This window comes from Streptomyces sp. NPDC102406 (assembly GCF_044765725.1).
Classification (GTDB): Bacteria; Actinomycetota; Actinomycetes; order Streptomycetales; family Streptomycetaceae; genus Streptomyces.
Window position 1 is genome coordinate 62,989 of the sequence record NZ_JBIWKP010000004.1, and the last position, 26,861, is coordinate 89,849.

At 70.9% G+C, this 26,861-nt stretch carries 26 protein-coding genes and 1 pseudogene; 12 read left to right on the forward strand and 15 right to left on the reverse strand.

The genetic code is table 11. From position 1 onward, the window contains the following. Window positions 1–29 precede the first annotated feature (29 nt). Window positions 30–947, reverse strand: coding sequence for an SGNH/GDSL hydrolase family protein (locus ACIRF8_RS18310; RefSeq protein ID WP_404216930.1), 918 nt, complete (start codon window positions 945–947; stop codon window positions 30–32). Window positions 948–1,155: 208 nt separating this feature from the next. Here ACIRF8_RS18310 and ACIRF8_RS18315 point away from each other — a divergent pair, with 208 nt between their 5' ends. The 3 genes from ACIRF8_RS18315 to ACIRF8_RS18325 are packed head-to-tail and all read left to right on the forward strand — an operon-like array spanning window position 1,156 to window position 3,376. Further along, window positions 1,156–1,908 (forward strand): ANTAR domain-containing protein, encoded by a 753-nt coding sequence (locus tag ACIRF8_RS18315; RefSeq protein ID WP_404216051.1) that lies wholly within the window; start codon window positions 1,156–1,158, stop codon window positions 1,906–1,908. Beyond that, window positions 1,905–2,633: an ANTAR domain-containing protein gene (locus ACIRF8_RS18320; protein ID WP_404216053.1), complete on the forward strand. Its 729-nt coding sequence runs from the start codon at window positions 1,905–1,907 to the stop codon at window positions 2,631–2,633. The genes ACIRF8_RS18315 and ACIRF8_RS18320 overlap by 4 nt, the downstream gene beginning before the upstream one ends. Before the next feature lie 23 nt (window positions 2,634–2,656). Then, the gene (locus ACIRF8_RS18325; protein ID WP_404216055.1) at window positions 2,657–3,376 is read left to right on the forward strand and encodes a GAF and ANTAR domain-containing protein; all 720 of its coding nucleotides are present in this window, start codon (window positions 2,657–2,659) and stop codon (window positions 3,374–3,376) included. A 31-nt stretch (window positions 3,377–3,407) separates the two neighbouring features. Here ACIRF8_RS18325 and ACIRF8_RS18330 read toward each other — a convergent pair whose 3' ends face one another. Together ACIRF8_RS18330 and ACIRF8_RS18335 are read right to left on the reverse strand one after the other, a co-directional pair. Then, complete coding sequence (locus ACIRF8_RS18330) at window positions 3,408–4,982, reverse strand: MFS transporter (RefSeq protein WP_404216057.1); 1,575 nt, start codon at window positions 4,980–4,982, stop codon at window positions 3,408–3,410. A gap of 203 nt (window positions 4,983–5,185) precedes the next feature. Continuing rightward, window positions 5,186–6,646: an MFS transporter gene (locus tag ACIRF8_RS18335; protein ID WP_404216059.1), complete on the reverse strand. Its 1,461-nt coding sequence runs from the start codon at window positions 6,644–6,646 to the stop codon at window positions 5,186–5,188. 141 nt (window positions 6,647–6,787) lie between these two features. On the opposite strand from ACIRF8_RS18335, the gene ACIRF8_RS18340 reads away from it, so the two are divergent. The 3 genes from ACIRF8_RS18340 to ACIRF8_RS18350 all read left to right on the forward strand — a co-directional run bounded on the left by ACIRF8_RS18340 (window position 6,788) and on the right by ACIRF8_RS18350 (window position 9,386). After that, window positions 6,788–7,240 carry a MarR family winged helix-turn-helix transcriptional regulator gene (locus ACIRF8_RS18340; RefSeq protein ID WP_404216061.1) on the forward strand — a complete coding sequence of 151 codons (453 nt, stop codon included), beginning with the start codon at window positions 6,788–6,790 and terminating at the stop codon, window positions 7,238–7,240. A 46-nt stretch (window positions 7,241–7,286) separates the two neighbouring features. Beyond that, on the forward strand, window positions 7,287–8,069 hold the full coding sequence (locus tag ACIRF8_RS18345; protein WP_404216063.1) for an SDR family NAD(P)-dependent oxidoreductase: 783 nt from the start codon (window positions 7,287–7,289) through the stop codon (window positions 8,067–8,069). A gap of 294 nt (window positions 8,070–8,363) precedes the next feature. Next, the gene (locus tag ACIRF8_RS18350) at window positions 8,364–9,386 is read left to right on the forward strand and encodes a DNA-directed RNA polymerase subunit alpha (RefSeq protein WP_404216931.1); all 1,023 of its coding nucleotides are present in this window, start codon (window positions 8,364–8,366) and stop codon (window positions 9,384–9,386) included. 146 nt (window positions 9,387–9,532) lie between these two features. Here the strand turns inward: ACIRF8_RS18350 and ACIRF8_RS18355 are convergent, their stop codons facing one another. The 6 genes and pseudogenes from ACIRF8_RS18355 to ACIRF8_RS18380 form a co-directional block, all read right to left on the reverse strand. Then, window positions 9,533–9,847, reverse strand: coding sequence for a hypothetical protein (locus ACIRF8_RS18355; protein WP_404216065.1), 315 nt, complete (start codon window positions 9,845–9,847; stop codon window positions 9,533–9,535). Window positions 9,848–9,893: 46 nt separating this feature from the next. After that, window positions 9,894–10,418, reverse strand: a complete 525-nt coding sequence (locus ACIRF8_RS18360) for an AAA family ATPase (protein WP_404216067.1) — start codon at window positions 10,416–10,418, stop codon at window positions 9,894–9,896. 21 nt (window positions 10,419–10,439) lie between these two features. Beyond that, window positions 10,440–10,673 carry a hypothetical protein gene (locus ACIRF8_RS18365; RefSeq protein ID WP_404216069.1) on the reverse strand — a complete coding sequence of 78 codons (234 nt, stop codon included), beginning with the start codon at window positions 10,671–10,673 and terminating at the stop codon, window positions 10,440–10,442. Window positions 10,674–10,842: 169 nt separating this feature from the next. Continuing rightward, window positions 10,843–11,775 carry an anti-sigma factor RsbA family regulatory protein gene (locus ACIRF8_RS18370; protein WP_404216071.1) on the reverse strand — a complete coding sequence of 311 codons (933 nt, stop codon included), beginning with the start codon at window positions 11,773–11,775 and terminating at the stop codon, window positions 10,843–10,845. After that, entirely contained in the window at window positions 11,772–12,134 is a 363-nt protein-coding gene (locus ACIRF8_RS18375; RefSeq protein ID WP_404216073.1) for an STAS domain-containing protein, read from the reverse strand. Before ACIRF8_RS18375 ends, ACIRF8_RS18370 begins: the two co-directional genes overlap by 4 nt. Window positions 12,135–12,213: 79 nt before the next feature. After that, window positions 12,214–12,603: pseudogene (locus ACIRF8_RS18380) on the reverse strand (hypothetical protein); the annotation flags it as partial. Between the two features lie 98 nt (window positions 12,604–12,701). On the opposite strand from ACIRF8_RS18380, the gene ACIRF8_RS18385 reads away from it, so the two are divergent. The 3 genes from ACIRF8_RS18385 (at window position 12,702) to ACIRF8_RS18395 (ending at window position 15,701) form a co-directional block, all read left to right on the forward strand. Then, window positions 12,702–13,181: an acetate--CoA ligase family protein gene (locus ACIRF8_RS18385; protein ID WP_404216076.1), complete on the forward strand. Its 480-nt coding sequence runs from the start codon at window positions 12,702–12,704 to the stop codon at window positions 13,179–13,181. Window positions 13,182–13,414: 233 nt separating this feature from the next. Continuing rightward, complete coding sequence (locus ACIRF8_RS18390) at window positions 13,415–14,551, forward strand: ferredoxin reductase (protein WP_404216078.1); 1,137 nt, start codon at window positions 13,415–13,417, stop codon at window positions 14,549–14,551. A 91-nt stretch (window positions 14,552–14,642) separates the two neighbouring features. Next, window positions 14,643–15,701: a fatty acid desaturase family protein gene (locus tag ACIRF8_RS18395; protein ID WP_404216932.1), complete on the forward strand. Its 1,059-nt coding sequence runs from the start codon at window positions 14,643–14,645 to the stop codon at window positions 15,699–15,701. 13 nt (window positions 15,702–15,714) lie between these two features. On the opposite strand, the gene ACIRF8_RS18400 is transcribed toward ACIRF8_RS18395, so the two are convergent. Then, window positions 15,715–16,293, reverse strand: a complete 579-nt coding sequence (locus ACIRF8_RS18400) for a dihydrofolate reductase family protein (protein WP_404216080.1) — start codon at window positions 16,291–16,293, stop codon at window positions 15,715–15,717. A gap of 204 nt (window positions 16,294–16,497) precedes the next feature. Between ACIRF8_RS18400 and ACIRF8_RS18405 the strand changes: the two genes are divergently transcribed. Further along, window positions 16,498–17,001 carry a DUF6328 family protein gene (locus ACIRF8_RS18405; protein ID WP_404216933.1) on the forward strand — a complete coding sequence of 168 codons (504 nt, stop codon included), beginning with the start codon at window positions 16,498–16,500 and terminating at the stop codon, window positions 16,999–17,001. Between the two features lie 21 nt (window positions 17,002–17,022). On the opposite strand, the gene ACIRF8_RS18410 is transcribed toward ACIRF8_RS18405, so the two are convergent. Then, window positions 17,023–18,159: a phosphatidylserine/phosphatidylglycerophosphate/cardiolipin synthase family protein gene (locus tag ACIRF8_RS18410; RefSeq protein WP_404216934.1), complete on the reverse strand. Its 1,137-nt coding sequence runs from the start codon at window positions 18,157–18,159 to the stop codon at window positions 17,023–17,025. Between the two features lie 172 nt (window positions 18,160–18,331). Here ACIRF8_RS18410 and ACIRF8_RS18415 point away from each other — a divergent pair, with 172 nt between their 5' ends. Further along, a complete protein-coding gene (locus tag ACIRF8_RS18415; protein WP_404216935.1) occupies window positions 18,332–19,591 on the forward strand; it encodes an ROK family protein in 1,260 nt (419 codons plus the stop codon). Between the two features lie 50 nt (window positions 19,592–19,641). Here the strand turns inward: ACIRF8_RS18415 and ACIRF8_RS18420 are convergent, their stop codons facing one another. From ACIRF8_RS18420 to ACIRF8_RS18435, 4 genes are read right to left on the reverse strand one after another with little or no spacing between them, the layout of a single operon-like run. After that, the gene (locus tag ACIRF8_RS18420) at window positions 19,642–21,030 is read right to left on the reverse strand and encodes a GH1 family beta-glucosidase (protein WP_404216082.1); all 1,389 of its coding nucleotides are present in this window, start codon (window positions 21,028–21,030) and stop codon (window positions 19,642–19,644) included. Between the two features lie 8 nt (window positions 21,031–21,038). After that, window positions 21,039–21,869 (reverse strand): carbohydrate ABC transporter permease, encoded by an 831-nt coding sequence (locus ACIRF8_RS18425; protein ID WP_404216083.1) that lies wholly within the window; start codon window positions 21,867–21,869, stop codon window positions 21,039–21,041. Between the two features lie 5 nt (window positions 21,870–21,874). Continuing rightward, complete coding sequence (locus ACIRF8_RS18430; RefSeq protein WP_404216085.1) at window positions 21,875–22,822, reverse strand: carbohydrate ABC transporter permease; 948 nt, start codon at window positions 22,820–22,822, stop codon at window positions 21,875–21,877. A gap of 14 nt (window positions 22,823–22,836) precedes the next feature. Further along, window positions 22,837–24,105, reverse strand: coding sequence for an ABC transporter substrate-binding protein (locus ACIRF8_RS18435; RefSeq protein WP_404216087.1), 1,269 nt, complete (start codon window positions 24,103–24,105; stop codon window positions 22,837–22,839). Between the two features lie 490 nt (window positions 24,106–24,595). Between ACIRF8_RS18435 and yicI the strand changes: the two genes are divergently transcribed. After that, window positions 24,596–26,827, forward strand: a complete 2,232-nt coding sequence (yicI, locus tag ACIRF8_RS18440; RefSeq protein ID WP_404216089.1) for an alpha-xylosidase — start codon at window positions 24,596–24,598, stop codon at window positions 26,825–26,827. Window positions 26,828–26,861 lie beyond the last annotated feature (34 nt).

Consider the following 26,861-nt stretch of genomic DNA (forward strand, 5'->3'; position numbering starts at 1 on the left):
TCCGCGCCGGGAGCGCGCCCGGGCGCGGGTCAGCGGTGTCCCGCGTCCTTGTCCAGCGTCTTCATGAGTGCCTTCGCCATGGCCTCCTGGCCCTTGGCGTTGGGGTGCGCCGGGGCGGCCGGCGAGGTCGGGCTCAGCGGTTCGATCCAGCGATCGGCGGGCGCCTTGCACATGTCGTGGCCCACCGTCGGGCCGTACGTGTCCACGTAGTCGGCCCGGTTCAGCAGCGCGACCGCGCGCAGCATGGCGTTCAGTCGCTTCCCGGTGTCCCGCAGGTACGGGAAGTCCTTCGCGGCGAAAGGGACCGTCGGATAGCAGCCGGTGCCGTCGTCGGGCAGGAGGTCGGGGTAGCCGACGACGACCACGCGCGCGTGGGGGGCCTTGGCGTGCACCGCGCGCAGCACGCGGGCGACCTTGGGCGCCGTCCGAAGGATGTTCAGCGTCAACTGGTCGTGACCCGAGGCCCCGTAGTACTGCTGACAGGGGTTGCCGGTCAGGTCCTTCGAGCTGAGCGCCGCGCAGGTGGCGATGATGGAGCCGAAGCCCATGTCGTTGCCGCCGATCTGGAGCGTCACCAGGTCGGTGTCGCGCCGGACGGCGTCCAGTTGGGGTCCGTTGGTCCCCTGGGACCGCCACATCTCGGCGGTCGTCGCGCCGCCGCAACTGACGTCCGTGAAGGAGGCGACCTGGCGCTCCCGCGCGGTGATCGACGGGTAGTTGTGGTCGGAGCGGGCGCAGTTCGCGTCGACCTGGACGGGGATCAGGGGGCCGCTGGTGTACGAGTCCCCGAGCGCCACATAGTCCGGCCGCGGCTTGCCGTGCCGCTCCCCCGTCGTGGCGGTGGCCGTCCCGGCGACGGCGACCGTGAGCACACAACCGCCCACGGCGGCGAGCGCCACCGCGGTACGTCGTCTCGTGGCCTTCCCCGGACGCGTCTGTCTCATCATCATGCCCCTCCCCTGAAGTCGACGTCGTCTGTATACCGGCCGGTAGGCCGTGGGACCAGTGATCAGACCGACTCCGTCCCACAGGCGCGGTGAACACACAGGCGAGAGCCCCCCTGATGCGACCGGTTCCGCCGGGCAGGGCCTAGGGTGGGAGATGTATGCCCATGGGCTCGCGTGGTCCTCACATGCACACGAAGCGGAGGCGACGGTGGCCGAGAAGGAGGGCCTTGCCACTGTTCTCGGCAATCTACGTCCCCGGGGCACGGAAGCGGGACTGATCGGCGGTGACCCGGCGCTGTGCGCGCGGGTCCTGCGGGTCGACGGAGTCGCGGTCTCGCTGGCCTCCCGCCCCCACGGCGCGGGCCTGGGTGAACTGGTCTGGTACGCGTCGGCCACCAGCGCCCGCCTCGAGGACCTCCAGTACACGTCGGGACAGGGCCCCGGGCCGGAAGCCGCGGCGACCTGCACGGCCGTGTGGGAACCGGACGTGTCGCGGGTGGCGGCGGACCGCTGGCCCGCGCTCCTGCCCGACGTCCTGGATCTGGGGGTGCGCGCCGTGTTCTCCCTCCCTCTGCACGTCGGAGGGGCATGCCTCGGGACCCTGACGCTCCAGCGGGCCACGGCGGGACCGCTGGACGGCGCCGCCACGGCTGACGCGTATCTGCTGGCCCGGGCGTTGACCGCGGTCGTCCTGGCCGACCGGGGGGCGCAGGACACGTTCGCCGCCGCCGAGAACGGCAGTGACTTCTACCGCGCGGTCGTCCACCAGGCCACCGGCATGGTCAGCGCGCAGACGGGGGTGCCCTTGGCGCAGTCCCTGCTGCTGCTGCGGGCACACGCCTACCGGCACGGGCTGACCGTGGTGGACCTCGCCGAGGACGTGGTCGGGCGCCGGGTGCGCTTCACAGAAGACGGAATCGAGCCGGACTCGTCTGGCCAGGGAAGGGAAGAGGGTCCATGACTCGCGAGCAACGCCTCCTGGAGGCCATCGTGGAGGCAGTCGACACGCTGGTCGACGACTTCGATCTCATCGAGTTCCTGCACCGGCTCTGCGACCGCTGCGTGGAACTGCTGGACATCTCGGCTGCCGGAGTCATGCTCGCCGACCCGCACCAGAGGCTCCAGTTGATCGCCGCGTCGGACGAGCACACCCGTCTGCTGGAGATCTTCGCCCTCCAGCACGACGAGGGCCCCGCCGTGGAGAGCTACCGCAGCGGCCACGCCCGCCTGGCCATCGACCTCGCCTCGGCCGAGGCGACGCGCACCTTTCCCGCGTTCGCCGTCCGCGCCCGTGAGGCGGGTTTCGCCACGACGCACGCCCTGCCGATGCGGTTGCGCCGGCAGTCCGTCGGAGCGCTGAACCTCTTCCACACCCGCCGGCAGGTCCTCGCGGACGGCGACGCCCGCGCGGCCCAGGCCCTCGCGGACGTGGCGACCATCGCGATCCTCCAGCAGCGCACCGTCGAGCAGAGCTACGTCGAACGGGCCCAGCTCGAACAGGCGCTGTCCAGCCGTATCGTCATCGAGCAGGCCAAGGGCTATCTCGCGGAGCGCTGGCAGACCAGCCTCGACGACGCCTTCGACGCGCTCCGCCACCACGCCCGCACCCATCAAATGCGCCTGTCCCTCCTGGCCGTGCAGGTCGTCAACGGCAGCTTGGACGTCACGCACATGACCCGGCCCTGACCCTCGCGCACACGGAGACACCGGTGGACGACGCCCGATACCAGGCCGACGCCTGGAACCTGCTTTCCCAGGCCACCCCGCGAGCGGACGGCCCCGTGACGCTGCGTGCCGCGGGCACCGTCTGCGCGCACCACCTCGGGGTCGACGCGATGGGGGTCACCCTGATCAGCGCCGGTGAACTGCGGGTGCTCGCCTGCGCCACCGACGAGGACGCCCACCGGCTGGAGAACATCCAGCTCGTCACCGGCGAAGGCCCGTGCACCGAGGCGTTCCTGCGCCAGCAGATCGTGGCGGTCGACGATCTGCACGGAGCCTTTGACCGCTGGCCGGTCTTCGCCCCGGAAGCCACGCAGTTGGGCATCCGGTCGGTGGTGGCCCTGCCCCTGAGCGTCGGACGCACGTGCGTCGGCGCGATGGACGTCTACCTCCGCCGCCCGGATGCCCTCACCGACGAACAGCGCGCCAGGTCCCGCGCGTGGGCCCGGATCCTGACCCTCATGGCGATCGACGAGCACCCCCAGATCCTGCACGTGGAGGCGGGCGCCGCCCGGCCAGGGCCCCAGGGCTATCCCCCGGCCGTCCACCAGGCCGCGGGCATCCTCGCCGTCAAGGACGGCTCCACCCCCGACGAGGCGCTGGTGCGGCTGCGGGCCCACGCCTACGCCCACGCCATCCCGCTGGGCGAGGCCGCGCAGCAGGTGATCGAGGGACGCCACGAGCCAGAGGGACCGGACACCCACTGAGAGCCCGGCTTCGGACCCCCGCGCCCGGGTCTCAGGCGGCCGTGGCGTCCGCGCCCGGTCGCGCGGTGTCACGGCCGGTCGGCGCGAGCGTGGCCGGATCCTCGGCGGGGACCTGCGAGAGCGGCCCTCGAACGTACTGGGCGGCGACCAGCTCCGCGGCCTCCTGCGGGGTGGCGACGGAGGGCGGCGAGCCCTCCAGCGGTTGCCGCGCGGTCTCTTTGATCGACAGGACCGCCACCGCGCCGACGACGGACGCCAGCATGATGTAGAGGGCCGGCATGAGGCTGTTGCCGGTGGCGCTGGTCAGGCCCTCCATCACCAGCGGTGTCGTGCCGCCGAAGAGGGAGCCCGCGACGTTGAAGGAGATCGCGAGCGCCGAGTAGCGCACCTCCGTCGGGAAGAGCGCCGGCAGCACGGCCGACATCGTCGCGAGGAACGTCAGCAGGCACAGCCCCAGCAGTAGCAGACCGGCGTAGACCGCCACATGGCCGCCGGCGCGCAGCAACAGGAACGCCGGCACGGTCAGCACCACGAAACCGGCCATGCCGGTGAGCAGCACGGGCTTGCGGCCGATCCGGTCGGAGAGGGCGCCGAGCGGGTGCACGAGGCACATCAGCACGACCATGACGACGACGAGGGCGACGAGCCCGGCGGTGGAGCCGTACTCCACCTCGTCGGTGAGGTAGGTCGGCATGTACGACAGCAGGCCGTAGTCGGCGATGTCGTAGGCGGCGACGAGGATCATGCACAGCAGCAGGGCGCGCCAGTGGTCGTGGAAGAACGGGCCGAAGCGGAATGCCGGGCGCTCGGCGCCGCTCTGCTCGCGCTCCAGCTCCTGGTAGGCCGGGGTGTCCTCCAGCTTGAGCCGCATGTACAGGCCGATCAGACCGAGCGGCCCCGCGACGAGGAACGGCACCCGCCAGCCCCAGGACGTCATGGCGCCGTCGCCCAGGACGGTCGTCAGGACGGTGACGAGGCCGGCCGCGCCCACGTATCCGGCGAGCGTGCCGAACTCCAGGTAGCTGCCGAAGTAGCCGCGCTTCTTGTCGGGCGCGTACTCGGCGATGAAGGTGGCCGCGCCGCCGTACTCGCCGCCGGTCGAGAAGCCCTGGATGACGCGGAACAGGAGCAGCAGGACCGGTGCCCAGATGCCGATGGCGGCGTACGAGGGCACCAGGCCGATCCCGAAGGTGCCGAGCGCCATCATGATCATGGTGAGGGACAGCACCTTCTTGCGGCCGACGCGGTCGCCGAGCGGGCCGAAGACGAAGCCGCCGATCGGCCGCAGCAGGAAGGCCGCGGCGAAGGCGCCGAAGGAGGCGAGGGTCTGGGCCGTGGGGTTCCCCGAGGGGAAGAACACCTTGCCCAGGGTGACGGCCATGTAGGAGTAGATGCCGAAGTCGAACCACTCCATGGCGTTGCCCAGCATCGCGGCCTTCACCGCGCGCCGTACGGTCGGTTCCTCGGTCACCGTGATGTCGCTGCGCCGCAGCTTGGGGTTGCGGCGCCGCTCGATCGCGCGGAAGAGGCCACGGTGGCGGCGTACCGCCTCCGGATCCCATTCCGGTTCGCTGTCATGGGCCGCCTGCGTCGTCTCCGCGCTCACGGACGGTCTTCCTTCCTCTGGCTTCCCGCCGGGCGGGAGTGAACACCTTCAGATCGGCTCATGTTCCCGCTCATCACCCGTCCACGCAGGTCAGTGGCGTCCGCTTCGGGTGAACGGCGGACCGTCCGGGCGGTCGCGCACACGTCGAAGGGCCCTGGCGCCGATGGCGCCAGGGCCCTGAAAGACCTCCTGCTCCCGCTACGTCATCCGGTGGCGCGGGCCGCCTTCTCGTCGGTTCCGGCGGGCTGCTCGCCGACAGGCGTCTGACTGCCCGCGTCCCGCACCGCGGGAATGAGCGCGGCGACCGCGGCGGAGAGCAGGGCGACGCCGCAGCCGATCGTCAGGCCGGTCCGGAATCCGTCCTCGGAGGCGAAGCTGAAGCCGCCCAGGCTGGTGGTCATCTGGGCGAGGACGACGCCGATGACGGCGGAGCCGATCGTGGTGCCCAGTGAACGCATCAGGGCGTTGAACCCGTTGGCGGCGGCCGTCTCGGAGAGGGGCACGGAGCCCATGATCAGGGCGGGCATGGCCCCGTAGGCGAGGGCGACACCGCTGTTGATGACGATACCGGCGACCATGACGCCCCAGGCCGTGCCCATGAGGGGCAGAGCGACCCCGTAGCCGAGGGCGATCACGACGGCACCGCAGATCAGGGCGAACTTCGGGCCACGGCTGTTGATCAGCTTTCCGCCCAGTGGGGAGATGAGCATCATCATGACGCCGCCGGGCGCGATCCACAGACCGGCCGCCAGCATCGACTGCCCCAGGCCGTAGCCGGTGGCCTCGGGGTACTGGAGCAACTGCGGCGCGATGAGCATGAAGGCGTACATGCCGACGCCGATGAGGACGGAGGAGATGTTGGTGAACAGCACGCGCGGACGCGCGGTGGTCCGCAGGTCGACGAGCGGGTCGCGGGTGCGCAGCTCGTAGGCGCCCCAGGTGAGCAGCGCGACGACGGCGACGGCGAACAGTCCGAGTGTGGTCCCCGAGGCCCAGCCCCAGTCGGCGCCCTTGGAGATGGCGAGCAGCAGCGAGACGAGTCCGATGGCGAGACCGACCGCGCCGGGCGCGTCGAAGCGCTGCCCCTTGGCCGCCGCCGAGGCGTCCGGCACGATGCTGAAGATCATCAGGCCGACGATCAGGGCGAGCACGGCGGAGCCCCAGAACAGCACCCGCCAGTTCGCGTACTGCGCGACGGCGGCGGCTATCGGCAGGCCGATCGCGCCGCCGATGCCCATGGAGGCGCTCACGAGGGCGATGGAGCCGCTGAGTTTCTCGGCGGGCACGACGTCCCGCAGCAGCGCGATGCCGAGCGGCACCATGCCCATCCCCATGCCTTGCAGTCCGCGGCCGACGATCATCGGTACGAGCGACGAGGCGAGCGCGCACACCACCGAGCCGACGATCAGCGGCACCACGCAGACGAGCATCATCCGCCGCTTGCCGACGAGGTCGCCGAGGCGACCGGAGACCGGCACGCACACGCCCGCCACGAGCAGGGTGACGGTCACCACCCACGCCGCGTTCGACGACGACGTCTCCAGGATCTGCGGCAACTCGGCGATCAGCGGCGTCACCAGCGTCTGCATGATCGCTGCGACGGTACCGGCGAGCGCGAGAGTGGCGACGACGGCGCCCGCCCGGCTCGACTGGGGGGCATCCATGGCGGACTCCTCAATCTTTTGGCAAGAGAAACGATGTGCATAGTACACATGGCATGCATCATGCATATTGCGTGTATGAGGCACATACATGAAAGGGGGCGGGACGGCTGCGATACCGTCGGTCCGGGAGGACGCACGTACATGGACAAGCCATCGCACCTGGTCGAGTTCGAGCACATGGTTCTCGGTCGCCATCAGTTCGGCAACGACAAGCGCCGCCGACAGCAGAACCGCCTGGAGCGCAGCGCGTACATCATGCTGAGCCGGATCCGGGTGCAGGGACCGATGTCGATCGGCCAGCTCAGCGAGGCGTTCCAGCTCGACGTCTCCACCCTCAACCGGCAGACGGCGGGCGCGGTCAAAGCGGGGCTCCTCGACCGGATCCCCGATCCCGAAGGCGGTATGGCGCGCAAGTTCCGGCTGACCGAGGAGGGCGAACGGCGCCTCGACGCCGAGCGCGAGATCCACATCAGCGATCTCGACAAGGTCTTCGAGGACTGGTCGGCGGCGGACGTGGAGACCTTCGCGCAGTTCATGAAGCGGTTCAACACGAGCATCGAGCGGCTCAGCGGACAGCCCTGGCCGCGTTCCTGAACACGTTCCTCGGCGCGTGGAAGCCGGTCGGGCGAGGAGGGGGACGATGGCCGAGCAGGACGAGGACTTCGCCCGGCGCGAGGGTGTCGCGCTCGTCGCGGGCGGCACCGGCGGTATCGGCGGCGCGATCGTGCGGACACTGGCCCGGCGGGGCAGCACGGTGCTGTTCACGTACCGCTCGAACGACGCCGCCGCCGACGCCCTCACCGCCGAGGTGGCCGCGGAAGGCGGCCGGGTGCATTCCCTGCGGGCCGACCTGACCGAAGAGGACGAAGCGTCCGCCCTGGTCGGGGCGGCCGTGGACCGGTTCGGCGCCCTCCACACGCTGGTGTACGCGGCCGGACCGCACGTGCCGATGGTGCATCTGAGCCGCGTGCCACCGGCCCGGTACCGCGAGCAGGTGCACGCCGACACGCTCGCCTTCTACCAGCTCGTCCACCCGGCGCTCGAACCCCTGCGGGCCTGCGGTGGCAACGTCGTCGCGGTCACCACGGCGGCCACCCACCGCTACCCCGTCCGCGACGGCCTCTCGTCCGGCACGAAGGGCGCGGTGGAGGCGCTGATCAGGGCGTTCGCGGCCGAAGAGGGCCGCTACGGGGTGCGGTTCAACTGCGTCGGGCCCGGCATGCTGACCGACGGGATCGCCGCCCGCCTCATCGACAGCGGCGAGCTGGACGGGCAGGCCCTGGAGGTGACGCGCCGCAACATCCCGCTGCGCCGCTTCGGGACGGCGCGGGACATCGCGGAGGCGGTCGCCTTCCTCGCCTCCGACCGGGCCGCTTTCATCACCGGCCAGCATCTCGCGGTCGACGGCGGCTACACCGTCTGAGCCCCCCGTACACGGGCGAACACATCGTGACCACGGACGAGGGAATGGAAAAACTCACGTCCGGACGGCTTGGGGCCCGGGGGCGTCGGGTGAGCCACATACGCCAAGTCGCCCACCGGGCAAGGCAGTTGACCGTAATCGCGGCATTCCTGGAGGCGCTCGTCCGGTGGGGTCCGAGGACGTGAAGGGCGTGGCGTGGGGCAGGTCGGCGCTTGCGAGCCTCTTTCTCCCGTTACGCTTCGCAGTGTCTAGAGGCGCCAAATGGCGGGCGCCGAATACTGGAGGCAACACTTCATGCTGATCGCCCAGCGTCCCTCGTTGACCGAAGAGGTCGTCGACGAATTCCGCTCCCGGTTCGTGATCGAGCCGCTGGAGCCGGGCTTCGGCTATACCCTCGGCAACTCGCTCCGCCGGACTCTGCTCTCCTCGATCCCGGGTGCGGCGGTCACGTCCATCCGTATCGACGGTGTCCTGCACGAGTTCACCACCGTGCCGGGCGTCAAGGAGGACGTCACCGACCTGATCCTCAACATCAAGCAGCTCGTGGTCTCCTCGGAGCACGACGAGCCGGTCGTGATGTACCTGCGCAAGCAGGGCCCGGGTCTGGTCACCGCCGCCGACATCGCGCCCCCGGCCGGTGTCGAGGTGCACAACCCCGACCTCGTCCTCGCCACGCTCAACGGCAAGGGCAAGCTGGAGATGGAGCTGACCGTCGAGCGCGGTCGCGGCTACGTCTCCGCCGTGCAGAACAAGCAGCTCGGTCAGGAGATCGGGCGCATCCCGGTCGACTCGATCTACTCGCCGGTTCTCAAGGTCACGTACAAGGTCGAGGCCACGCGTGTCGAGCAGCGCACCGACTTCGACAAGCTGATCGTCGACGTCGAGACCAAGCAGGCCATGCGTCCCCGCGACACCATGGCGTCCGCCGGCAAGACGCTGGTGGAGCTGTTCGGTCTCGCCCGTGAGCTGAACATCGACGCCGAGGGCATCGACATGGGCCCGTCCCCGACGGACGCCGCCCTGGCCGCGGACATGGTGCTGCCGATCGAGGACCTCGACCTCACGGTCCGCTCGTACAACTGCCTCAAGCGTGAGGGCATCCACACGGTGGGTGAGCTCGTCGCCCGCTCGGAGGCCGACCTGCTCGACATCCGCAACTTCGGTGCGAAGTCGATCGACGAAATCAAGGCCAAGCTCGCCGGTATGGGCCTCGCGCTCCGGGACAGCCCGCCCGGATTCGACCCGACCACGGCCGCCGACTCGTTCGCCGCCGCGGACGACACGGACACCGGGTTCATCGAGACCGAGCAGTACTGAACCACCCGGGCAGCTCGCTGAGAGCCTGCCTCGAACAGCCGGGGAGGCCGACCTCGTGTCGCTCTCCCCGGCTGCTTCGCGTCGCGGCTCAGGCGTTCAAGGACGCGTTCAAAGATGCGTTCAAATGCACGTTCGAAGACAAGCTCTCACTCTTCTCTGAGCCGGGTCAGGCCCTCCTCCCAGCGCTTGCGGCGCTCGGCTCCGGACTGCTCCCACCAGGCGGTCCCACGTTCGCCGAGCGCCGTCTTCGCCATCTGGACCCGGGCCCGTGCCCGCCTCTCGGCCTCGGCGTCCTCCTGCCGCAGGGCATCGCGCACGGCCCGCCGGGCCGCCATGAGCTGCCGTCGGAGCTCCGCCGCGATCTCCTCCGGCACCAGCGGATCGGTGGCCCTCCATCTGCGGCCGTCGATGACGATGTAGTGCCCTTCGTCGCTCGGCTCGCCGCCGCTTTTGCTTCGCACAGGACAAGTCTGCGCCGAACACGCCCGGTCCGTCGGCCCGCGGGTCTCAGTGGCCGAGCGACCGCGCGATGTGCCGGGCGATCTGCGCCGGTGTGCGGTGGGTGGTGTCGATGACCTCGTCGGCCTCGTCGTGCAGCCACGTGCGGGCGGCCTCCGCGTAGGGCTCCAGGTATGCGAGACGGAACGCGGAGGGTCCCATGACGGTGTCCCCCTCGATCCGTCCGCGCAGGGTGTCCTGATCGGCGTGGAGCACGAAGTGCCGTACCGGGACGGCGTACTGGGCGAGGCCCGCGCTGATCTCGCGCCAGTACTGCTCGACCAGGACGGTCATGGGCATCACAAGGGTGCCGCCGGTGTAGTCGAGCACGCGGCGGGCGGTCTCGACGACGAGGGGCCGCCACGGTGGCCAGTGCTGGAAGTTGTCCGTCGCGGGCAGCCCCGGTCTGATGTCCATGAGCGTCTCGCCGACCTTCTCGGCGTCGAACACCCGTGCATGCGGAATCAATTGCTGGAGCAACGCGCTGGTCGTCGTCTTGCCCGCGCCATGGGTGCCGTTGAGCCATACGATCATGGGGCCACGCTAGCGAGGCGCCTACTCTCTGGGGCGCGGTGGGTGCCGCACCGTCTGCCTGAGGTTCTGTGCGACCTCGTGCCGGTTCAGCTCGTGCTCGCGCGCGTACTCGGCGACCGCGGCCTTGACCTCCGCCGCGGCGTCGAACCACACGAGGCGCTGCGTCTCCCGCTCGCCGTCGTCGAGGCGCTCCAGCTTCTTGCCCTCGACGTCGGCCGAACGCTGCAATGCGATCAAATCGTCAGGTAGATCCACATGCGGATCCTAAGCAGCACACGCGGCACACCGCAGCGGGCGCGGCGTCGACCGCGGAAAAAAGTGTGCGGCGGCGGGGTGGGCTGCGAGCCGAGCCAGGAGCGCACGAGGCACTGTCGCGCGGCGTTCCGCGCGATCAGTCGCCCCTGCGCGACACCCCGTGAGGCGGTCAGACGCGGAAGTAGGCGTGCGTGGTCGTGCCGTGGTCCGGGGTCGAGTGGATCCGTACGAGGTCGGCCACGACGTTGACCAGCAGGAGTCCGCGCCCGCCGCGCTGGTCCCCGGCCGGCAGGCGGCGCCCGGCGAGCGGGTCGTCGAGGAGACCGGCGTCATGGACCTCGCAGACGACGTGCTGGTTCTGGGCCCAGACCCGCAGCACGCCCTCGCCACCGCCGTGCACCACGCTGTTCGTCGTCAGCTCGGCGACGGCCAGCTCGAAGTCGTCCAGGCGGGACGCGGGCAGGCCGAGGTCGGCCGCCCGACGGCTGGCGTCCTGGCGGACGGTGGTCAGCGTCGCCCGTGTGTAGGCCGTCACGGCCACGGAGAGCGGGGCGTACAGGGGCTGGTTGTAGCGGGCGACCAGCGCCTCGGGGGCGTAGGCGTCGCTGTCGGACCGCCGGCCGGACCGGATGATCGTGGGATGTGTGGCGTGGGCGTCGGCCAGGACCGACTCCTCCAGGGCCGTCGTGTCGTAGGGACAGAGAATCGTCACATCGCGGCCCTGGAACGCCAGGTTGATCAGTGCCTCGTGCTGTGCGCAGGCCGGGTACTCGGTCTCGGTGCGGCCCGCCCAGATCGGCTCGCCGATGATGCGGGGCCGGCGCGTGGGGTGGCTGTCGGCGAAGGCGCGGAGCACCCTCGGGATGATCCGCCCGGGGTTGCGGCCGGCCCGCGTCATGTCGAGCAGCCGAACGTCGTCGGCCTGCTCGCCCAGCGCGTCCCGGATGAGAGCGAGGTTGGGGCCGGGCACCGCCACGGCCACGGGGTCACCGGCGGCGAGACCCTCCCGGACGAAGGGAACGGTACCCGCCAGGTACTCCTGCTCGTCCCGATAGAACAGTGCCGGGTGATCGAAGGCTTGGGATGCGGACACTGTACTCATACTGCGGACACCTCAATGGCGGGCAAATCGGGCCAGAACAGATCCAGCAGGCGGCTCATACTGGCCGGCGGACGGTCGAGGACGACGCGTCGGCCGTGGTCCAGGCTCTGGGCGACGACCGCGAGAGCCGTGACCCCGGCCATGTCGGCGAAGGTCACCGCCGAGAGTTCCAGGTGGTACGAGGGCTCGCTCTGCTGAACCACACGCTCCAAGGCCCGCTCCCACGTGTCGTGCGTGGGCAGACAGATCTCCCCGGCCACCTTCAGCCCGGCGCGGCCCGTCAAGGGGGAGAACCTCAACTCGGCCGCACGGATCGCGCCTCCGCCTTTCGGCGCATAGCTCGCCCGTGGCTCGGTCACTTCGCTCCCCCACTCCTTCAAGACATCTTGGACTGTACCCCGGGGCCCGGACAGCGCCTCCAAGGGTATCGGCCCGCGCTCACCGGGCGGGCGCGGTGTTGACGAGAGCGGTGGTGGCGCGGTAACCGAGGGGGCCCGCCGCGTCGTACAGGGTGCAGTGGCCGACGGCGATGCCGTCCTCGGCGGTGTGCGCCCCGGCCTCCAGGCCGATCTCGTCGCTGAGCGGGAGCCGGCTCAGGCACAGGGTGTAGTCGGCGTTGATGTAGTGAAGGCCCTCGTCGCTCGCGTGGGCCATCGGGCTCGCGGTGTCGGCGGCGAGGGTGACGCGGACGAGGGGCGAGAGGGACTCCCCGGCGACGAGCGGCCGGGCCTCGCGCAGCCAGGCCCGGCGTCGCTGGTCGCGGGGCCATTCCCGGACCGGCCGCAGTTCCTCGTCGAACCGCCAGGAGGTGCGGGGCTTGTGGGATGCGGGGAGTTCGTCGGGCGGCGGCGCGTCCCAGGGGCCGGCGGCGGGGTGCTCGTGCGCAGCAGGACCGCGCCGACGCGGGCCAGCGGTACGCCGTCGCTGTGGACGACGGTCTCGACGGGCCCGGCGCCGTCCGCGGCGCCTTCGACGACATCCGCGACGCCCTGCGCCGCCACGGCCGCGCGGCCGACCCCGCGGGCCCGGCCGTACTCGTACAGCCGCAGCGCACGGGCGGCACCGAACTCCTCGTCGGCGTCGTCCGCGACCCGGCCTGGGGACTCACCCTCGCCGTCGGCCTCGGGGGCGTACGGGTCGAGGTCCTCGCGGACTCGGCGCTGCGCCTGCTGCCCGTCACCGGCGCCGGCGCGCGAAGCGCCCTGAGCGAACTGCGAGGAGCCCGGCTGCTCGACGGGGCGCGCGGGACCGAGCCCGCCGACCTCGACGCCGTGGCCGACACGGTGGTCCGTGTCACTGGACTCGCCCGCTCGCTCGGCCCGCGCCTGGAGTCCGTCGAGATCAACCCGCTGCTGGTCGCCGGCGGGCGGGTGGAGGCGCTGGACGCGCTGATCACCTGGGACTGAGAACAACGGGCGCGGGTCGCCATCGGGACATCCTCGGAGGCGCGGGCGGTGGCGGCACGCTGGGCGTCGGCGCGTTCCGCCTGACAGACGCCTCGCGGCGCATGGCGCAAAGCGTGCGTACGGCGGTGTGGCGCGGGCAGCGGTGTGCTTCGCTCGGCGCTGGCGGTCCGGCGACGGTGGCGGGCGCGGACTCGAACGCGAACCATGACGTGAAGGACAGGGAAGGCGCCCACATGTCCAAGCTTCCCCGGTGGCCGTCGGGGCCACTGCCGCCGTCGCTCACCGGCCGGGGCCGATGGCCGGGGAGACGGGCCGCTCTGGCGGCCGCGTCCTGGCTGACCAGCCCGCTCTCGCCGGACGACTACCTCGGCCTGCTCGACCCGCTGTGGTCGGCGCGCCACCCCGCGGGCCGGGTGAGCGCGGTGCGGCCCGAGGGTCCCGGCGCGGCCACGTTGACGATCCGGCCGGGCCGTGGCTGGCACGGTCACCGCCCCGGCCAGTACCTCCCGCTCGGCGTCGAGATCGACGGCGTACGACACTGGCGTACGTACTCCCTGACCTCACCCGCCGCCGACAGGACCGCCGAGGTCACCGTCACCGTGAAGGCCCGAGCGGACGGGACGGTCTCCCCGCATCTGGTGCACCGGACCGCTCCCGGCACGGTGCTCCGCCTCGGCCCGGCCCAGGGCGAGTTCACGCTGCCCCGAGCCCCGCGCCGTCGGCTGTTGTTCGTGACGGCGGGCAGCGGCATCACACCCGTCATGGGCATGCTGCGGACCCTGGCCCGGCACCCCGGACCCGTCCCGGACGTTCTCCTCCTGCACAGTGCGCCGACACCGGACGACTGCCTCTTCCGCACGGAACTGTCCGTGCTGGAGAAGGAGTTGGCCTGGTTGACCGTCCAGGTGACCCATACGCGGACAGGCCCGCGCCTCACCGCGCGACGGATCGCCGCAGCGTGCCCCGACTGGCGCGACCGGGACGCCTGGGTGTGCGGCCCGGCCGGTCTGCTCGACGCCACCGAGCGTCAGTGGACCGCCGCGGGGGTGCGGGAACGCCTGCGCCTGGAACGGTTCCACCTGGCGCCGGTGCTGCCGCCGGGCGCCGACGCCGTCGGCGGCCGGGTGCGGTTCGCGCGCAGCGGCACGGAGGTGACCGCGCCGGGCGCGACGCCTCTGCTCGCCGTCGGCGAGGCGGCGGGCGTGCCGATGCCCCACGGGTGCCGGCGCGGTATCTGCTTCGGCTGCCTCGTCCCGCTCCTCGACGGCCGCGTACGCGATCTGCGCACCGGTGAACAGCGCGGTGAGCCGGGCGAGTCGATCCAGACCTGTGTCAGCGCCGCGGCGGGCCCGCTCGTCCTCGACCTCTGAGACACCAGACATCAGACATCAGACATCGGACATCAGACATCGCACGGTCCCCTAGGGAGACGCCTTGCCCGCGAACACGTCCACGACCTCCCTGACACACGTACCCCCGAACGATCCCACCGAAGAACTCGGCCAGGAGCTCGACCGGCTCCGCGCCGAGGTCATCAGTACGCGCGGGCCCGACGACGCCCACTACATCCGTACGGTGATCGCCGTGCAGCGCGGCTGCGAGGTGAGCGGCAGGCTCGCGCTCGCCGTCTCCCTCTTCCCGCCCGCCTGGGCGGCGGGCACCACCCTGCTCGCGGTCGCCAAGACCCTGGAGAACATGGAGCTGGGCCACAACGTGCTGCACGGCCAGTGGGACTGGCTCGGCGATCCGGCGATCCACTCGACGACCTGGGAGTGGGACTTCGTCACCCCCGCCGACGCCTGGAAGCACACGCACAACCACCTCCACCACACGTACACCAACGTCGTCGGGCGCGACCGCGACCTCGGGTACACGGTCCTGCGGATGAGCGCCGACCAGCCGTGGCGCCCCCTCCATCTCCTCCAGCCGCTGTTCACCGCCCTGCTCGCGCCCGTCTTCGAGTGGGGCATCGCCCTGTACGACCTGGAGGCCGACGCGGTCACGGACGGCCGCAAGAGCGTGCGCTCCTTCCTGCGCGACGTGACCGGTCTCGCCCGCAAGGCGGTGCGGCAGGCCGCCAAGGACTACGTCCTCTTCCCGCTCCTCGCCGGTCCGTCCGCGCTGCCCTGCCTCCTCGGCAACGTCACCGCCAACGCCGCCCGCAACGTCTGGGCCCACACCGTCATCTTCTGCGGCCACTTCCCCAGCGACGTACAGACCTTCACGGAGGACCGGCTCGACGGAGAGAGCCGCGGCGACTGGTACCTGCGGCAGATCCAGGGTTCGGCGAACATCGAGGGCAGCCCCTTGCTGCATGTCCTCTCCGGCAATCTGAGCCACCAGATCGAGCACCACCTCTTCCCCGACCTGCCCAGCAACCGCTACGCCCAACTCGCCCCGCGGGTGCGGGAGATCTGCGCCCGGCACGGCCTCCCGTACGTCAGCGGGCCGCTCTGGCGCCAGTACGCGTCGATGTGGCAGCGCGTCCTGCGCCACGCCCTGCCCTCACAGGGCGCCTGACTCGGAGTCCGACTCAGCCGTGCAGGGTGGGCCGGTACACGAGTTCCTGGATGTGGCCGTCCAGCGTCCGGTGCTCCAGCAGTTCCAGGTCGAAGTCGGCCGCGCCCTGGAAGATCGGTTCGAGTCCGGTGCGGCCGGTGATCACGGGAAAGAGGGTCACCTGGACGCGGTCGACCAGACCGGCGGCCATCAGGGCCCGGTTCATCGAGAGGCTGCCGTGTGAACGCAACGGCACGTCGGACTCCTCCTTGAGGCGGGCGACGACATCGACGGCGTCGCCGCACGCGACGGTCGCGTCCGGCCAGTCGAGCTTCTCGTCCAGGGTGGTCGAGACGACCGTCGCCGGGAGGTTCCTCATCCGGGTGACCCAGGCGTCGCGTACATCGGACGCCTCGGTGCTCGCGTCCAGCATCCGTGCGAACGCCCGGTAGGTGCGGGCGCCGAAGACCATGCGCTGCTCCCCCGCGTACAGGGCGAGACGGTGCTCCAGGAGTTCGGGGCCCTGTTTGCCCCAGTAGCCGGTCCAGTCACCGCCGGCCGCGCCGAAGCCGTCGAGGCTGCAGAAGACATCGAAGGTGTAGGTGGCGGTCATGAGGGTCTCCTCGATCGGGGTCGTCCACGGTCGCTCCCGTGTCACGAGTGCAGACCGCTGCGGCGCGCGGGACTCATCGCCGGGACGCATCGCCAGGGACTCCGGGGGCCGGAAATCGGTTCACCCTCCGGTCCCGGACACGTAACCAGCGATTTCGCGGGCATCCGCCTCTTACAAAGGAGGTTGCCCGTGAGTACGAGTGAGATGACGAGGCCGGTTCCGGCGCAGGGCGCGGGACCGGAGGAAGCCCACGAGAGGGTCAACCGGCGGTGGGCGGAGATCCTTCAGGAGACGCGCGTGGCGCAGACGGGCGTGCAGATCCTGTTCGGCTTCCTGCTGAGCGTCGCCTTCACTCCCCGCTTCCGCGACCTGGGCGCCTTCGACACCAGCGTGTACGTGGTGACCGTGATCCTCGGCGCCGCGGCGACCGGTGCCCTCATCGCACCGGTCTCGCTGCACCGGCTGCTCACGGGCCAGCAGATGAAGGACGACCTGGTGAAGGTGGCCGGGCGGCTGATGGTCACCGGGCTGGTACTGCTCGCGCTCACCATCAGTTGCACCGTGCTCCTGATCCTGCACGTGGTCCTGCCCGACCTGCTCGCTGAACTCCTCGCGGGCGGCGTCCTGCTCTGGTTCGCCCTGTGCTGGTACGCGCTGCCCGCCTGGCTCAAGAAGCGCTCGGCCCGGCGCCACCAGAAAACTGCCTGAGCCGAGCGGCCGACCGGCGGCCTACAGGAAGCGGCGGATGGGGACCACGGCCAGTTCCCGCAGCCGCTGGACGGGCGGGCGGCGCCGCCAGCGCTCCGCCTCCATCCGCTCGCTGACCCGGAGATCGTCGTCGAAGTGCTGGTCGAGGGTGGCCGTGAAGCCCTCGTCCAGGACGGCGAGCATGACCTCCTCGTCGTGCTCCAGGGAACGGCGGTTGAAGTTGGTCGAGCCGACCAGCGCGGCGACCCGGTCGACGGTGATGACCTTGGCGTGCAGCATCGTCGGCTGGTACTGGAAGATCCGCACGCCGCAGGCGAGGAGGTCCTCGTAGAAGTTCTGGCCGGCGAGCTGGCAGACACGCTTGTCGGTGTGCGGGCCGGGCAGCAGGATCTCCACCTCGACACCGCGCCGCGCCGCCGCACACAGCAGCTCGACGAAGAAGGCGTCCGGGGCGAAGTAGGCGGTGGCGAGGCGGAAGCGTTCCTGCGCCGACTCGATGACGACGCGGAGCAGTGTCTGCATGTCCTGCCAGCCGAAACTGGCGGAGCCGCGGACCACTTGGACCACCGCGTCGCCGCCGGGCTCATGGGCGGTGAACCGGTCCCGGTCGTCGAAGAGGGTGTCGTGGCACTCGGCCCAGTTCTGGGCGAAGGCGGCGGCGATGCCGTCCACGGCGGGACCGCGGACCTGGACGTGGGTGTCGCGCCACTCGTTCTCGTCGCGCGCGTCCCCGCACCACTCCTCGGCGATCCCGACCCCGCCGGTGAAGGCGGTCCGCTCGTCGACGACGAGCACCTTGCGGTGGCAGCGGTGGTTCTGCTTGAGCGGGGAGAGCGAACGGGGTCTGCGGAACCAGGCGACCTCGGCGCCCGCCTCGTGCATGAGCTTCAGGAGGTCCTGCTCGATGAGCCGGCTGCCGAAGCCGTCCAGGAGCAGCCGTACGCGTACGCCGGCGCGGGCCCGGTCCGCCAGGGCCTCGGCGAACTCGCGGGCTATGTCCCCGCGCCAGTACACGAACGTCATCATGTCGACGGTGTGCTCGGCGCCCCGGATGCTGTCGAGCATCGCGGCGAAGATCTCGTCGCCGTTGCGCAGGGCGAGCAGGGCGTTGCCCTCGGTGGCGGCGATGCCGATGAGTCTCTCCAGGCGGCGGCGCATGCGCTGCTTGCGTTCCGCCGCCGCGAAGGGGGGTGCGTCCGCGGGTCGTACGGACAGGTCGGACGTACCGGTGGTGCTCGTCATGGCTCTCCCTGGGATCGGGCCGGGGTGACTGTACGCCATGGACCGTGAACCGTGGCCTGCCACCTCGTCGCCTAGGCTCATGACCACGATGAACAGCACCAATCCGTCCGGGACCCCGCCCAAGGCAGACAAGGCGACCGTACGTCGGCACAATCTCAGCCTCGTTCTGACCACCGTCCACGACGAGGGCGAGGCGACCCGGGCGGGGGTGGCCTCGCGGGTCGGGCTGACCCGGGCCGCGGTCTCCTCGCTCGTGGACCAGCTTCTGACCGACGGCTTCCTCACCGAGTGGGGCAAGACCTTCAGCGGGCAGGCGGGGCGCCCCGGCACGGTGCTGAAGGTGGCGCGCAGCGGGCCCGCCGGGCTCGGGGTCGAGATCAACATCGACTACATCACGGTGTGCGTGGTCGACCTGGCGGGCACCGGCCGCGTACGTCTCGTGGAGCGGATGGACAACCGGGGCGTCGCGCCCGCCGTCGTGCTCGCGCAGGCGGCGCGGATGGCGGCGCGTGCCATCGAGTCGGCGGCCGAGCAGGAGCTGCGCCCGGTCTCGGCCGAGCTGGCGCTGCCCGGCCTGGTCTCCGGCGGCGCCGTGCGGCAGGCACCGAACCTCGGCTGGAACCGGGTGGCCGTCGAGGGGCTGTTCGCACAGGCGTTGACCGCGCTGCGGCCCGCGCAGCGCGCCCTGCCGGTCAGCGCGGACAACGAGGCGAATCTGGCGGCCATGGCCGAGCTGTGGTTCGGCGGGTGCGCGGGGGGCGCCGGTGGGCCGCGGGTGAGCAGTTTCCTCTACCTGACCGGTGAGGTCGGGATCGGCGGCGCGCTGGTCCTGAACGGGCGGCTGCTGCGCGGCGCGCACGGGTTCGCCGGGGAGATCGGGCATGTGGTGGTCGACCCGGCCGGGCCCGAGTGCCGTTGCGGGGCGCGCGGCTGTCTGGAGCAGTACGCGGGGCAGGCGGCGCTGCTGCGCACGGCGGGGCTCGACGAGGCGGCGGGCGCGGCGGGCGTCGCGGAGCTGGAGCGCCGGGCCCGCGCGGGCGACCCGGCGGCGCTGGCCGCCCTCGAAGGGGCGGGGCGGCGCCTGGGGCAGGTCCTGTCGGGCGCCGTGAACCTGATCGACCCGGACGCGGTGATGCTGGGCGGCGTCTTGCGGGGGCTCATGCCGTGGCTGGCGCCCGCCGCGGACCGGGAGCTGACGGCGCGGGTGGTGTCGGGGCTGTGGACGCCCGGCAACGGACGCCTTCGGGCCTCGTCCTCGTCGGGGGACGCGGCGCGCGGCGCGGCGGCCCGCGGGGTGCGTGAGGTGCTGGCGGACCCGGCGGCGTACGCGGAGCGCGTGACGGGCTGACGTGCCCGTCGCGCGCTCCGGGCCGCGGCGCGGGTGCCGGGGGCGGGCTCTCAGCTTCGGTGCGCCGCGATCAGCTTCCGGTACCAGTGGTAGCTGTCCTTGGGTGTGCGCCGCTGGGTGGTGTAGTCGACGCGGACGATGCCGAAGCGCTTGGCGTAGCCCAGCGCCCATTCGAAGTTGTCCAGGAGCGACCACACGTAGTAGCCGCGTACGTCGACGCCCTTGTCCATGGCCGCGCGGAGCGCCGTGAGGTGACCGTGCAGGTAGGCGACGCGGTCGGTGTCGTGCACGGCGCCGTCCTCGGCGACCTCGTCGTGCTCCGCGGAGCCGTTCTCGGTGATGTGGACGGGGGGCAGCGCGTCGCCGTAGCGGGCTTTCAGGTCGGTGAGCAGGTCGGTGAAGGACTCGGGGACGACCGGCCAGTTCATGGCCGTGTGCCGTACGTCCGGGTAGCTCACCTCCGTGTACCGGTTGTCGGTGGCGACGCGCGCCGCCGGGTCGGGCTCGCGGTGGGGGGCGTCGGCGACGACGATGGGCCGGTAGTAGTTGATGCCGAGGAAGTCCAGGGGCTGGGCGATCAGTTCGAGGTCGCCGTCGCGGCGGAAGTCCTGGTGTGTGATCAGTTCGCCCCAGGTGTCCTCGTCGGAGTCCGGGTAGCGGCCGGCGAGGATCGGTTCGGTCCACACGAGGTTGTGCTGGGTGTCGGCGCGCAGCACTGCGGCGCGGTCGGCGGCCGAGTCGGTGGCGGGGACGTTGCGGTCGAGGTTGAGGGTGATGCCCGCCTCGCGCACCCCGGCCGCCCGCAGAGCCTTCATCGCCAGGCCGTGTCCGACGAGCAGGTGGTGGGCGGCGGCGAGGGCGCCGGTGCCTTCCTGCGCTCCGGGGGCGTGGCGGCCCACGGAGTAGCCGAGGAAGGCGCTGCACCAGGGCTCGTTGAGGGTGATCCAGCGCGGTACGCGGTCGGCGAGGTGTTCGGCGACGACGGCCGTGTACTCGCCGAACCGCTCGGCGGTCTCGCGGACCCGCCAGCCGCCCTTGTCCTCCAGGGCCTGCGGCAGGTCCCAGTGGTAGAGGGTGGCGGCGGGCTCGATGCCCGCCTCAAGGAGTTCGTCGACCAGCCGGGAGTAGAAGTCGAGGCCCTTGCGGTTGACGGGCCCCTCCCCCGTGGGCTGGATGCGGGGCCAGGCGAGGGAGAAGCGGTAGGAGTCCACGCCGAGGTCGCGCAGCAGTGCCACGTCCTCGGGGTAGCGGTGGTAGTGGTCGCAGGCCACGTCGCCGGTGTCGCCGCCGTCGGTGCGGCCCGGGGTGTGGCTGTAGGTGTCCCAGATGGAGGGGCCGCGGCCGTCCTCGGTGACGGCGCCCTCGATCTGGTACGAGGCGGTGGCCGCGCCGAACACGAAGCCTTCGGGGAACACGGGGAAGGGGTGCGGATCGCTCATGGTCAGCCTTACTTGACGGATCCACCGGTGATGCCGGCGGCGATGTACTTCTGGGCGAGGACGAGCAGCACGGCCGCCGGGATCGCCGACAGGACGGACGCGGCCATGACCGAGCCCCAGTCGCCGACGTGGGCGCCGATGTACTGGTAGATGCCGAGGGTGACGGGCTTGACGTCGTCGGTGGTGTTGAGCGTGAGGGCGAACATGAAGTCGCTCCACGCGTACAGGAAGGAGAACAGGCCCGCCGTGATCAGGGAGTTGCGGCTCATCGGCAGGACGACCTGGACGAACGTGCGCAGCTTGCCCGCGCCGTCGACCTCGGCGGCCTCGATGACCTCCTTGGGGATGGCCAGCATGAACGAGCGCATCAGGACGATGGCGAAGGGGATGCCGAGCGAGGCGTCGGCGAGCATCAGCCCGAAGTAGGAGTTGACCAGGCCGAGATCGACGTACGCGCTGTAGAGGGCGTTGGCGATGACGATGCCCGGCACCATCTGCGTGATGAGGGTGCCGAAGACGATGGTGCGGGCGGCGCGCAGCCGGAACTGGGCGAGTCCGTACGCGGCGGGCGCGGCGATCGCGAGGCAGATGACGACGGCGCCGAGCGCGACGGCGAACGAGGTCAGCAGGTGGCCGCCCTGCTCGCGGACGGCGGAGGAGAAGCCGGACAGGTCCAGCGAGTGCGGTACGGGCGAGACTTCGAGCAGCCCCGACTCGGGTTGCAGCGCCGTGTTGATCATCCAGTACAGCGGGAACAGCATCACGCCCAGGATGACCACACCGGCGACGGTGGCGCCCCAGCGGCGCTTGGGCCTGGTGGTGACAGAGACGGTCGCCATGCCGGTCACTTCCCCTCGGAGCGGTTGGCCCGCAGGTAGAACACCGCGAAGACGGCGGAGATCAGGATAAGGATGTTGCCGACGACGGCGCCGGCGCCGAAGTCGAGCTGGACGAAGGAGTTCTGGTAGGTGAGGGTGCCGAGCGTCTGGGTGGAGTCGGCGGGGCCGCCGTCGGTCAGGGCGAGGATCAGGTCGAGGATCTTCACCGTCGACATGAAGCCGAGCACGAGGACGACCGTGATCACGGGCTTGAGCAGCGGCAGCGTGACGGAACGGAAGGTGCGCCAGGCGGAGGCGCCGTCCAGGGACGCGGCCTCGTACAGCTCCTTGGGGATCTCCTGGAGCCCGCCGTAGAGGATCACCATGTTGAACGGGATGCCGATCCAGATGTTCACCATGATCACGGAGAACAGGGCCATGCCGGGGCTGGTCAGCCACGGGGTGTGGCCGCCGAGGCCGAGGGTGTCGAAGAAGGAGTTGAGGACACCGGTGTCCTGGTCGAGGATGCGGCGCCAGACGATGCCGGAGACGACCATCGGGACCAGCCAGGGCAGCAGGATCAGCGAGCGCAGGACGCCGTTGAGCGGGAAGCGCTTCGTGAAGAAGACGGCGAGCGCGAGGCCGATGCCGAACTGGCCGATCAAGGAGCCGATCGTGAAGACGATGGTGTGCCACAGCGCCTTGCCGAAGAGGTCGTCCTGGAAGACCTTGCTCCAGTTGTCGGTGCCGTTGAAGGGGGACTCGCCGTCGAAGAACGTGGAGGGTGAGAAGTCCTGGAAGCTCATCACGACGTTGCGGACGAGCGGGTAGCCGAAGAACAGCAGCATGAAGACGACGGCGGGGGCGATGAAGCCCCACTGGGAGAGCCTGCGGCGGCGCCGCGGGTCGCGCTGCTGCACGGTGGCGGCGGGCGCCGGGCGGGTGGGGGTGGCGGAAGCCGTGGTGGTCGACATGTCGTTGTGTCCCCTCAGTTCCCGCTCGTGGCGCGAATCTGCGCCTTCTTCAGCGCTGCCTCGCTCGACTGGCCGGTGAGCGCCGACTGGAAGGCGCTCTGGAGGGCCAGCGACACCGACGACCAGCGCGCCCCGACCTTCGCGGTGCGGGAGCGGGCGGTCGCCACCTGGTCGGCCAGCGCGTCGAGTTCGGGCACGTCCTTGCGCCAGGTCGCGGCGGCCTTCTCGTTGGCCGGGACCATCCAGGAGTTGCGGGCGTAGGAGATCTGCTCCTTCTCGCTCGCCATGCAGTCGATGATCTTCGCGGCGGTCTTCTCGCGCGCGCTGTCACCGGTCTTCGGCACGGTCAGCACGGCGCCGCCGAGCGGGCCGACCGACTTGTCACCCGCCTTCGGGACAGGGATCTGGGCGATCTCCCAGTGCAGGTTCTTCTTGGTGTTGAGGGTCTCGACCTGCCAGGGACCGTTGATCATCATGGCCGCGTTGCCCGCCATGAACTGGTCGTTGACGTCGGCCTGGGTCCAGTTGACCGTCGACTTGGACAGCGAGCCGTCCTTGAGGAGGCCCTTCCAGTAGTCGAGTGCCTGGGCCACCTGGGGCGTGGCGAGGTTCGTCTCGTCGCCGCCGTTGGACCACATGAAGGGGGTGAACTGGAAGACACCGTCCTCGGCGCCGCCCGCGCTCAGAGCGACGCCGTACTGCTTGCCCTTGGTGAGCTTCTTCGCCGTCTCCCGCATCTCGGCCCACGTGGTGGGCACCTGGAGCCCGGCCTTGTCGAGGATGTCCTTGTTGTAGAAGAGGGCGAGGGTGTTCACCGTGCGCGCGGCACCGTAGTACGTCCCTTTGTACGAGCCGAAGTCGACGATGCCCTTGGGGATGTCCTTCGTGGACAGGCCGAGGGTGCGCAGGTCGACCAGGCCGCCCGCCTCGGCGAAGGTCGGCATCTCGGAGGCGTCGAACTGGATGACGTCCGGGAGCGACTTCGACGACGCCATGCGCAGTGACTTGGTCATGACCTGCGCCGCGGGCACGCTCTGCTGCTCGATGTCGATGCCGAGCCGCTTGCTGCACCGGGCGAGCGTGGCGGCGTCCCACCCGTGGTAGGAGTCGTCGGTCGAGGAGTTGAGGACGGTGTACACGTCGTCGTCCCGCTGGGCGCCGCAGCCGGCGAGCGCGGCGGTGGCGACGAACACGGAGACGACGGTGAGCGGGACTACGGCTCGTCGGCCGGGGCGGCGGCGCCTGGTGCGCCGCGCCGCGTCCGGTGGAGGTACTGCTGTCACGGTGGTGATTGCCCTTGCCTGGGAGGGATGGCCGGCCCGGCGGGGACTCCGGTGTCCCGCCGGGGAGGTTCGCGTGTCCCGGTACGGCTCCGACCCGTGCCGTGGGGACTGCCGCGCGAACGCGCCGGGCGTCAGCCGACGCCGAACCCCCATGGGCCGACGGTCCACGGACCGAAGGTGAACCTGCCGTCAGGGGTGGGAGTGAAGCGAACGGACATGGTGCGGCCCTTTGCTGATGCGCGACGACCCGGCGTCCACCGAGCGTTTGTTTTCTTCCTTGACTAATACGCCATGGCGCGTCGAAGCGCTAGACCTTCCGGACCAGATCTCGGGGCTTCAACCCACCGTGACCAGGCGACAACAGTGTCGAAGCGCTTCGACAATTTCGCTCCGCATCGCTTGCTCTTTTGTTTTACGTGCGATCAAATGACGTCGGCAGCCTGCCCGTCCGCCCCGCTCACCTGAACCACCTCTGCTCCCAGGGAAGATCATGAAGTTCACCGACGGCTTCTGGCTGATGCGCGACGGGGTCGAGGCCTCGTACGCCACCGAGGTCCGCGACGTCCGTACGGGCGTCGGCCGCTTCACCGCGTACGCCGCCGTCAAGCGCGTCGAGCGTCGCGGCGACACCCTCAACTCGCCCCTGCTGACCACCGAATGCTTCTCCCCCGCCGAGGGAGTGATCGGCGTCCGCACGACCCACCTGGCGGGCGCCCGGCAGACCGGCCCCCACTTCGCGCTCACCGGCGCGGCGGACACCTCCGCCGCCCAGGTGCGGCGCGAGGGCGACCTCGTCGAGCTGACGAGCGGCCCCCTGACGGTGCGCCTGGACACCGCCGCGCCCTGGACGCTGTCCTTCCGGGACGCGGACGGGCGCGAGGTGACCCAGGCGGGCCGCAAGGGCACGGCCTTCTTCACCACCGGCGACGGCGCCCACCACATGGCCACGCAACTGCGGCTCGGCGTCGGTGAACAGGTCTACGGCCTCGGCGAGCGCTTCACCCCGTTCGCCAGGAACGGCCAGGTCGTCGACATGTGGCAGGCCGACGGAGGCACCAGCAGCGAGCAGGCCTACAAGAACGTCCCCTTCAGCCTTCACCTCTCCCCCACCGGCGCGTACGGGGTCTTCGTCAACCACCCCGGCAGGGTCAGCTACGAGATCGGCTCCGAAGCGGTCGGCCAGATGCAGTTCAGCGTCGAGGACCAGTCGCTGGAGTACTACGTCGTCGCGGGTCCGACCCCGAAGGACGTGCTGCGCCGCTACACCGCACTCACCGGCCGCCCGGCGCTGCCGCCCGCCTGGTCGTTCGGCCTGTGGCTGACCACCTCGTTCACCACGCAGTACGACGAGGAGACGGTCACGTCGTTCGTCGACGGCATGGCCGAGCGCGACATCCCGCTGAGCGTCTTCCACTTCGACTGCTTCTGGATGCGCGAGTACCAGTGGTCGGACTTCACCTGGGACCCGGACGTCTTCCCCGACCCGGCCGGCATGCTGGCCCGCCTCAAGGAGCGCGGCCTGCGGATCTCCCTCTGGATCAACCCCTACATCGCCCAGAAGTCGGCCCTGTTCGACGAGGCCGCGGCGCACGGGTACCTCGTGAGGAAGGCCGACGGCGACATCTGGCAGTGGGACCTGTGGCAGGCGGGCATGGGGCTCGTCGACTTCACCAACCCCGAGGCCTGCGACTGGTTCCAGGGCAAGCTGAAGGTCCTCCTCGACCAGGGCGTGGACTGCTTCAAGACCGACTTCGGCGAGCGCATCCCCACCGATGTCGTCTGGCACGACGGCTCCGACCCGGAGCGCATGCACAACTACTACACGCACCTGTACAACCAGGTCGTCTTCGAGCTCCTGGAGAAGGAGCGCGCCGTCGGCGAAGCCGTCCTGTTCGCCCGGTCGGCGACCGCGGGCGGGCAGCAGTTCCCCGTGCACTGGGGCGGCGACTGCTGGTCCTCGTTCGGTGCCATGGCCGAGTCGCTGCGCGGCGGGCTCTCCCTGTCCCTGTCCGGCTTCGGGTTCTGGTCCCATGACATCGGCGGCTTCGAGGGCACCCCCGACCCGGCCGTCTTCAAGCGCTGGCTCGCCTTCGGCCTGCTCTCCTCCCACAGCCGCCTGCACGGTTCGAGCTCGTACCGGGTGCCGTGGGAGTTCGGCGAGGAGGCGGTCGACGTGGCCCGCGCCTTCACCAAGCTCAAGCACCGCCTCATGCCCTACCTGTACGGGGCCGCGGCCGAGGCCCACTCCACGGGCGTGCCCCTGATGCGGCCGATGCTCCTGGAGTTCCCGGGCGACCCGACCGCCCGCGCGCTCGACCGCCAGTACATGCTCGGCCCCGACCTGCTGGTCGCGCCCGTGTTCTCCGCCGAGGGCCACGTCGAGGTCTACCTGCCGGAAGGCACCTGGACCCATCTCCTGACCGGCGAACGGGTCCAGGGACCCGCCTGGCGCCAGGAGACCCACGGGTACGACAGCCTGCCGCTGTACGTGCGCCCGGGCGCGGTGCTCCCGCTCGGGGCGGACGAGCGGCGGCCGGACGGCGACTGGACCGACGGCCTCACCCTGCTCGTCACCCCGGACGCGCACGACGTGACCGTGGGCGTCCCCGACCACCACGGCCGGCAGGCCGCCGCGTACCGGGTGACACGGGACGCGGACAGCGGCGCCCTGACGGTGACGGCGCCCGAGGGTGTCCCGGCACCCACGCTCAGGGAGCTGTGACGCCCTAGGCGGAGGCCGTCGGTCCAGTCGCCTT

Bases quoted from the DNA above. Each gene is read 5' to 3' on its own strand.
- ACIRF8_RS18310 (WP_404216930.1), bottom strand. From the start codon at position 947: ATGATGAGACAGACGCGTCCGGGGAAGGCCACGAGACGACGTACCGCG.
- ACIRF8_RS18320 (WP_404216053.1), top strand. From the start codon at position 1,905: ATGACTCGCGAGCAACGCCTCCTGGAGGCCATCGTGGAGGCAGTCGAC.
- ACIRF8_RS18335 (WP_404216059.1), bottom strand. From the start codon at position 6,646: ATGGATGCCCCCCAGTCGAGCCGGGCGGGCGCCGTCGTCGCCACTCTC.
- ACIRF8_RS18340 (WP_404216061.1), top strand. From the start codon at position 6,788: ATGGACAAGCCATCGCACCTGGTCGAGTTCGAGCACATGGTTCTCGGT.
- ACIRF8_RS18345 (WP_404216063.1), top strand. From the start codon at position 7,287: ATGGCCGAGCAGGACGAGGACTTCGCCCGGCGCGAGGGTGTCGCGCTC.
- ACIRF8_RS18350 (WP_404216931.1), top strand. From the start codon at position 8,364: ATGCTGATCGCCCAGCGTCCCTCGTTGACCGAAGAGGTCGTCGACGAA.
- ACIRF8_RS18360 (WP_404216067.1), bottom strand. From the start codon at position 10,418: ATGATCGTATGGCTCAACGGCACCCATGGCGCGGGCAAGACGACGACC.
- ACIRF8_RS18370 (WP_404216071.1), bottom strand. From the start codon at position 11,775: ATGAGTACAGTGTCCGCATCCCAAGCCTTCGATCACCCGGCACTGTTC.
- ACIRF8_RS18390 (WP_404216078.1), top strand. From the start codon at position 13,415: ATGTCCAAGCTTCCCCGGTGGCCGTCGGGGCCACTGCCGCCGTCGCTC.
- ACIRF8_RS18400 (WP_404216080.1), bottom strand. From the start codon at position 16,293: ATGACCGCCACCTACACCTTCGATGTCTTCTGCAGCCTCGACGGCTTC.
- ACIRF8_RS18405 (WP_404216933.1), top strand. From the start codon at position 16,498: ATGACGAGGCCGGTTCCGGCGCAGGGCGCGGGACCGGAGGAAGCCCAC.
- ACIRF8_RS18410 (WP_404216934.1), bottom strand. From the start codon at position 18,159: ATGCGCCGCCGCCTGGAGAGACTCATCGGCATCGCCGCCACCGAGGGC.
- ACIRF8_RS18415 (WP_404216935.1), top strand. From the start codon at position 18,332: ATGAACAGCACCAATCCGTCCGGGACCCCGCCCAAGGCAGACAAGGCG.
- ACIRF8_RS18420 (WP_404216082.1), bottom strand. From the start codon at position 21,030: ATGAGCGATCCGCACCCCTTCCCCGTGTTCCCCGAAGGCTTCGTGTTC.
- ACIRF8_RS18425 (WP_404216083.1), bottom strand. From the start codon at position 21,869: ATGGCGACCGTCTCTGTCACCACCAGGCCCAAGCGCCGCTGGGGCGCC.
- ACIRF8_RS18430 (WP_404216085.1), bottom strand. From the start codon at position 22,822: ATGTCGACCACCACGGCTTCCGCCACCCCCACCCGCCCGGCGCCCGCC.
- yicI (WP_404216089.1), top strand. From the start codon at position 24,596: ATGAAGTTCACCGACGGCTTCTGGCTGATGCGCGACGGGGTCGAGGCC.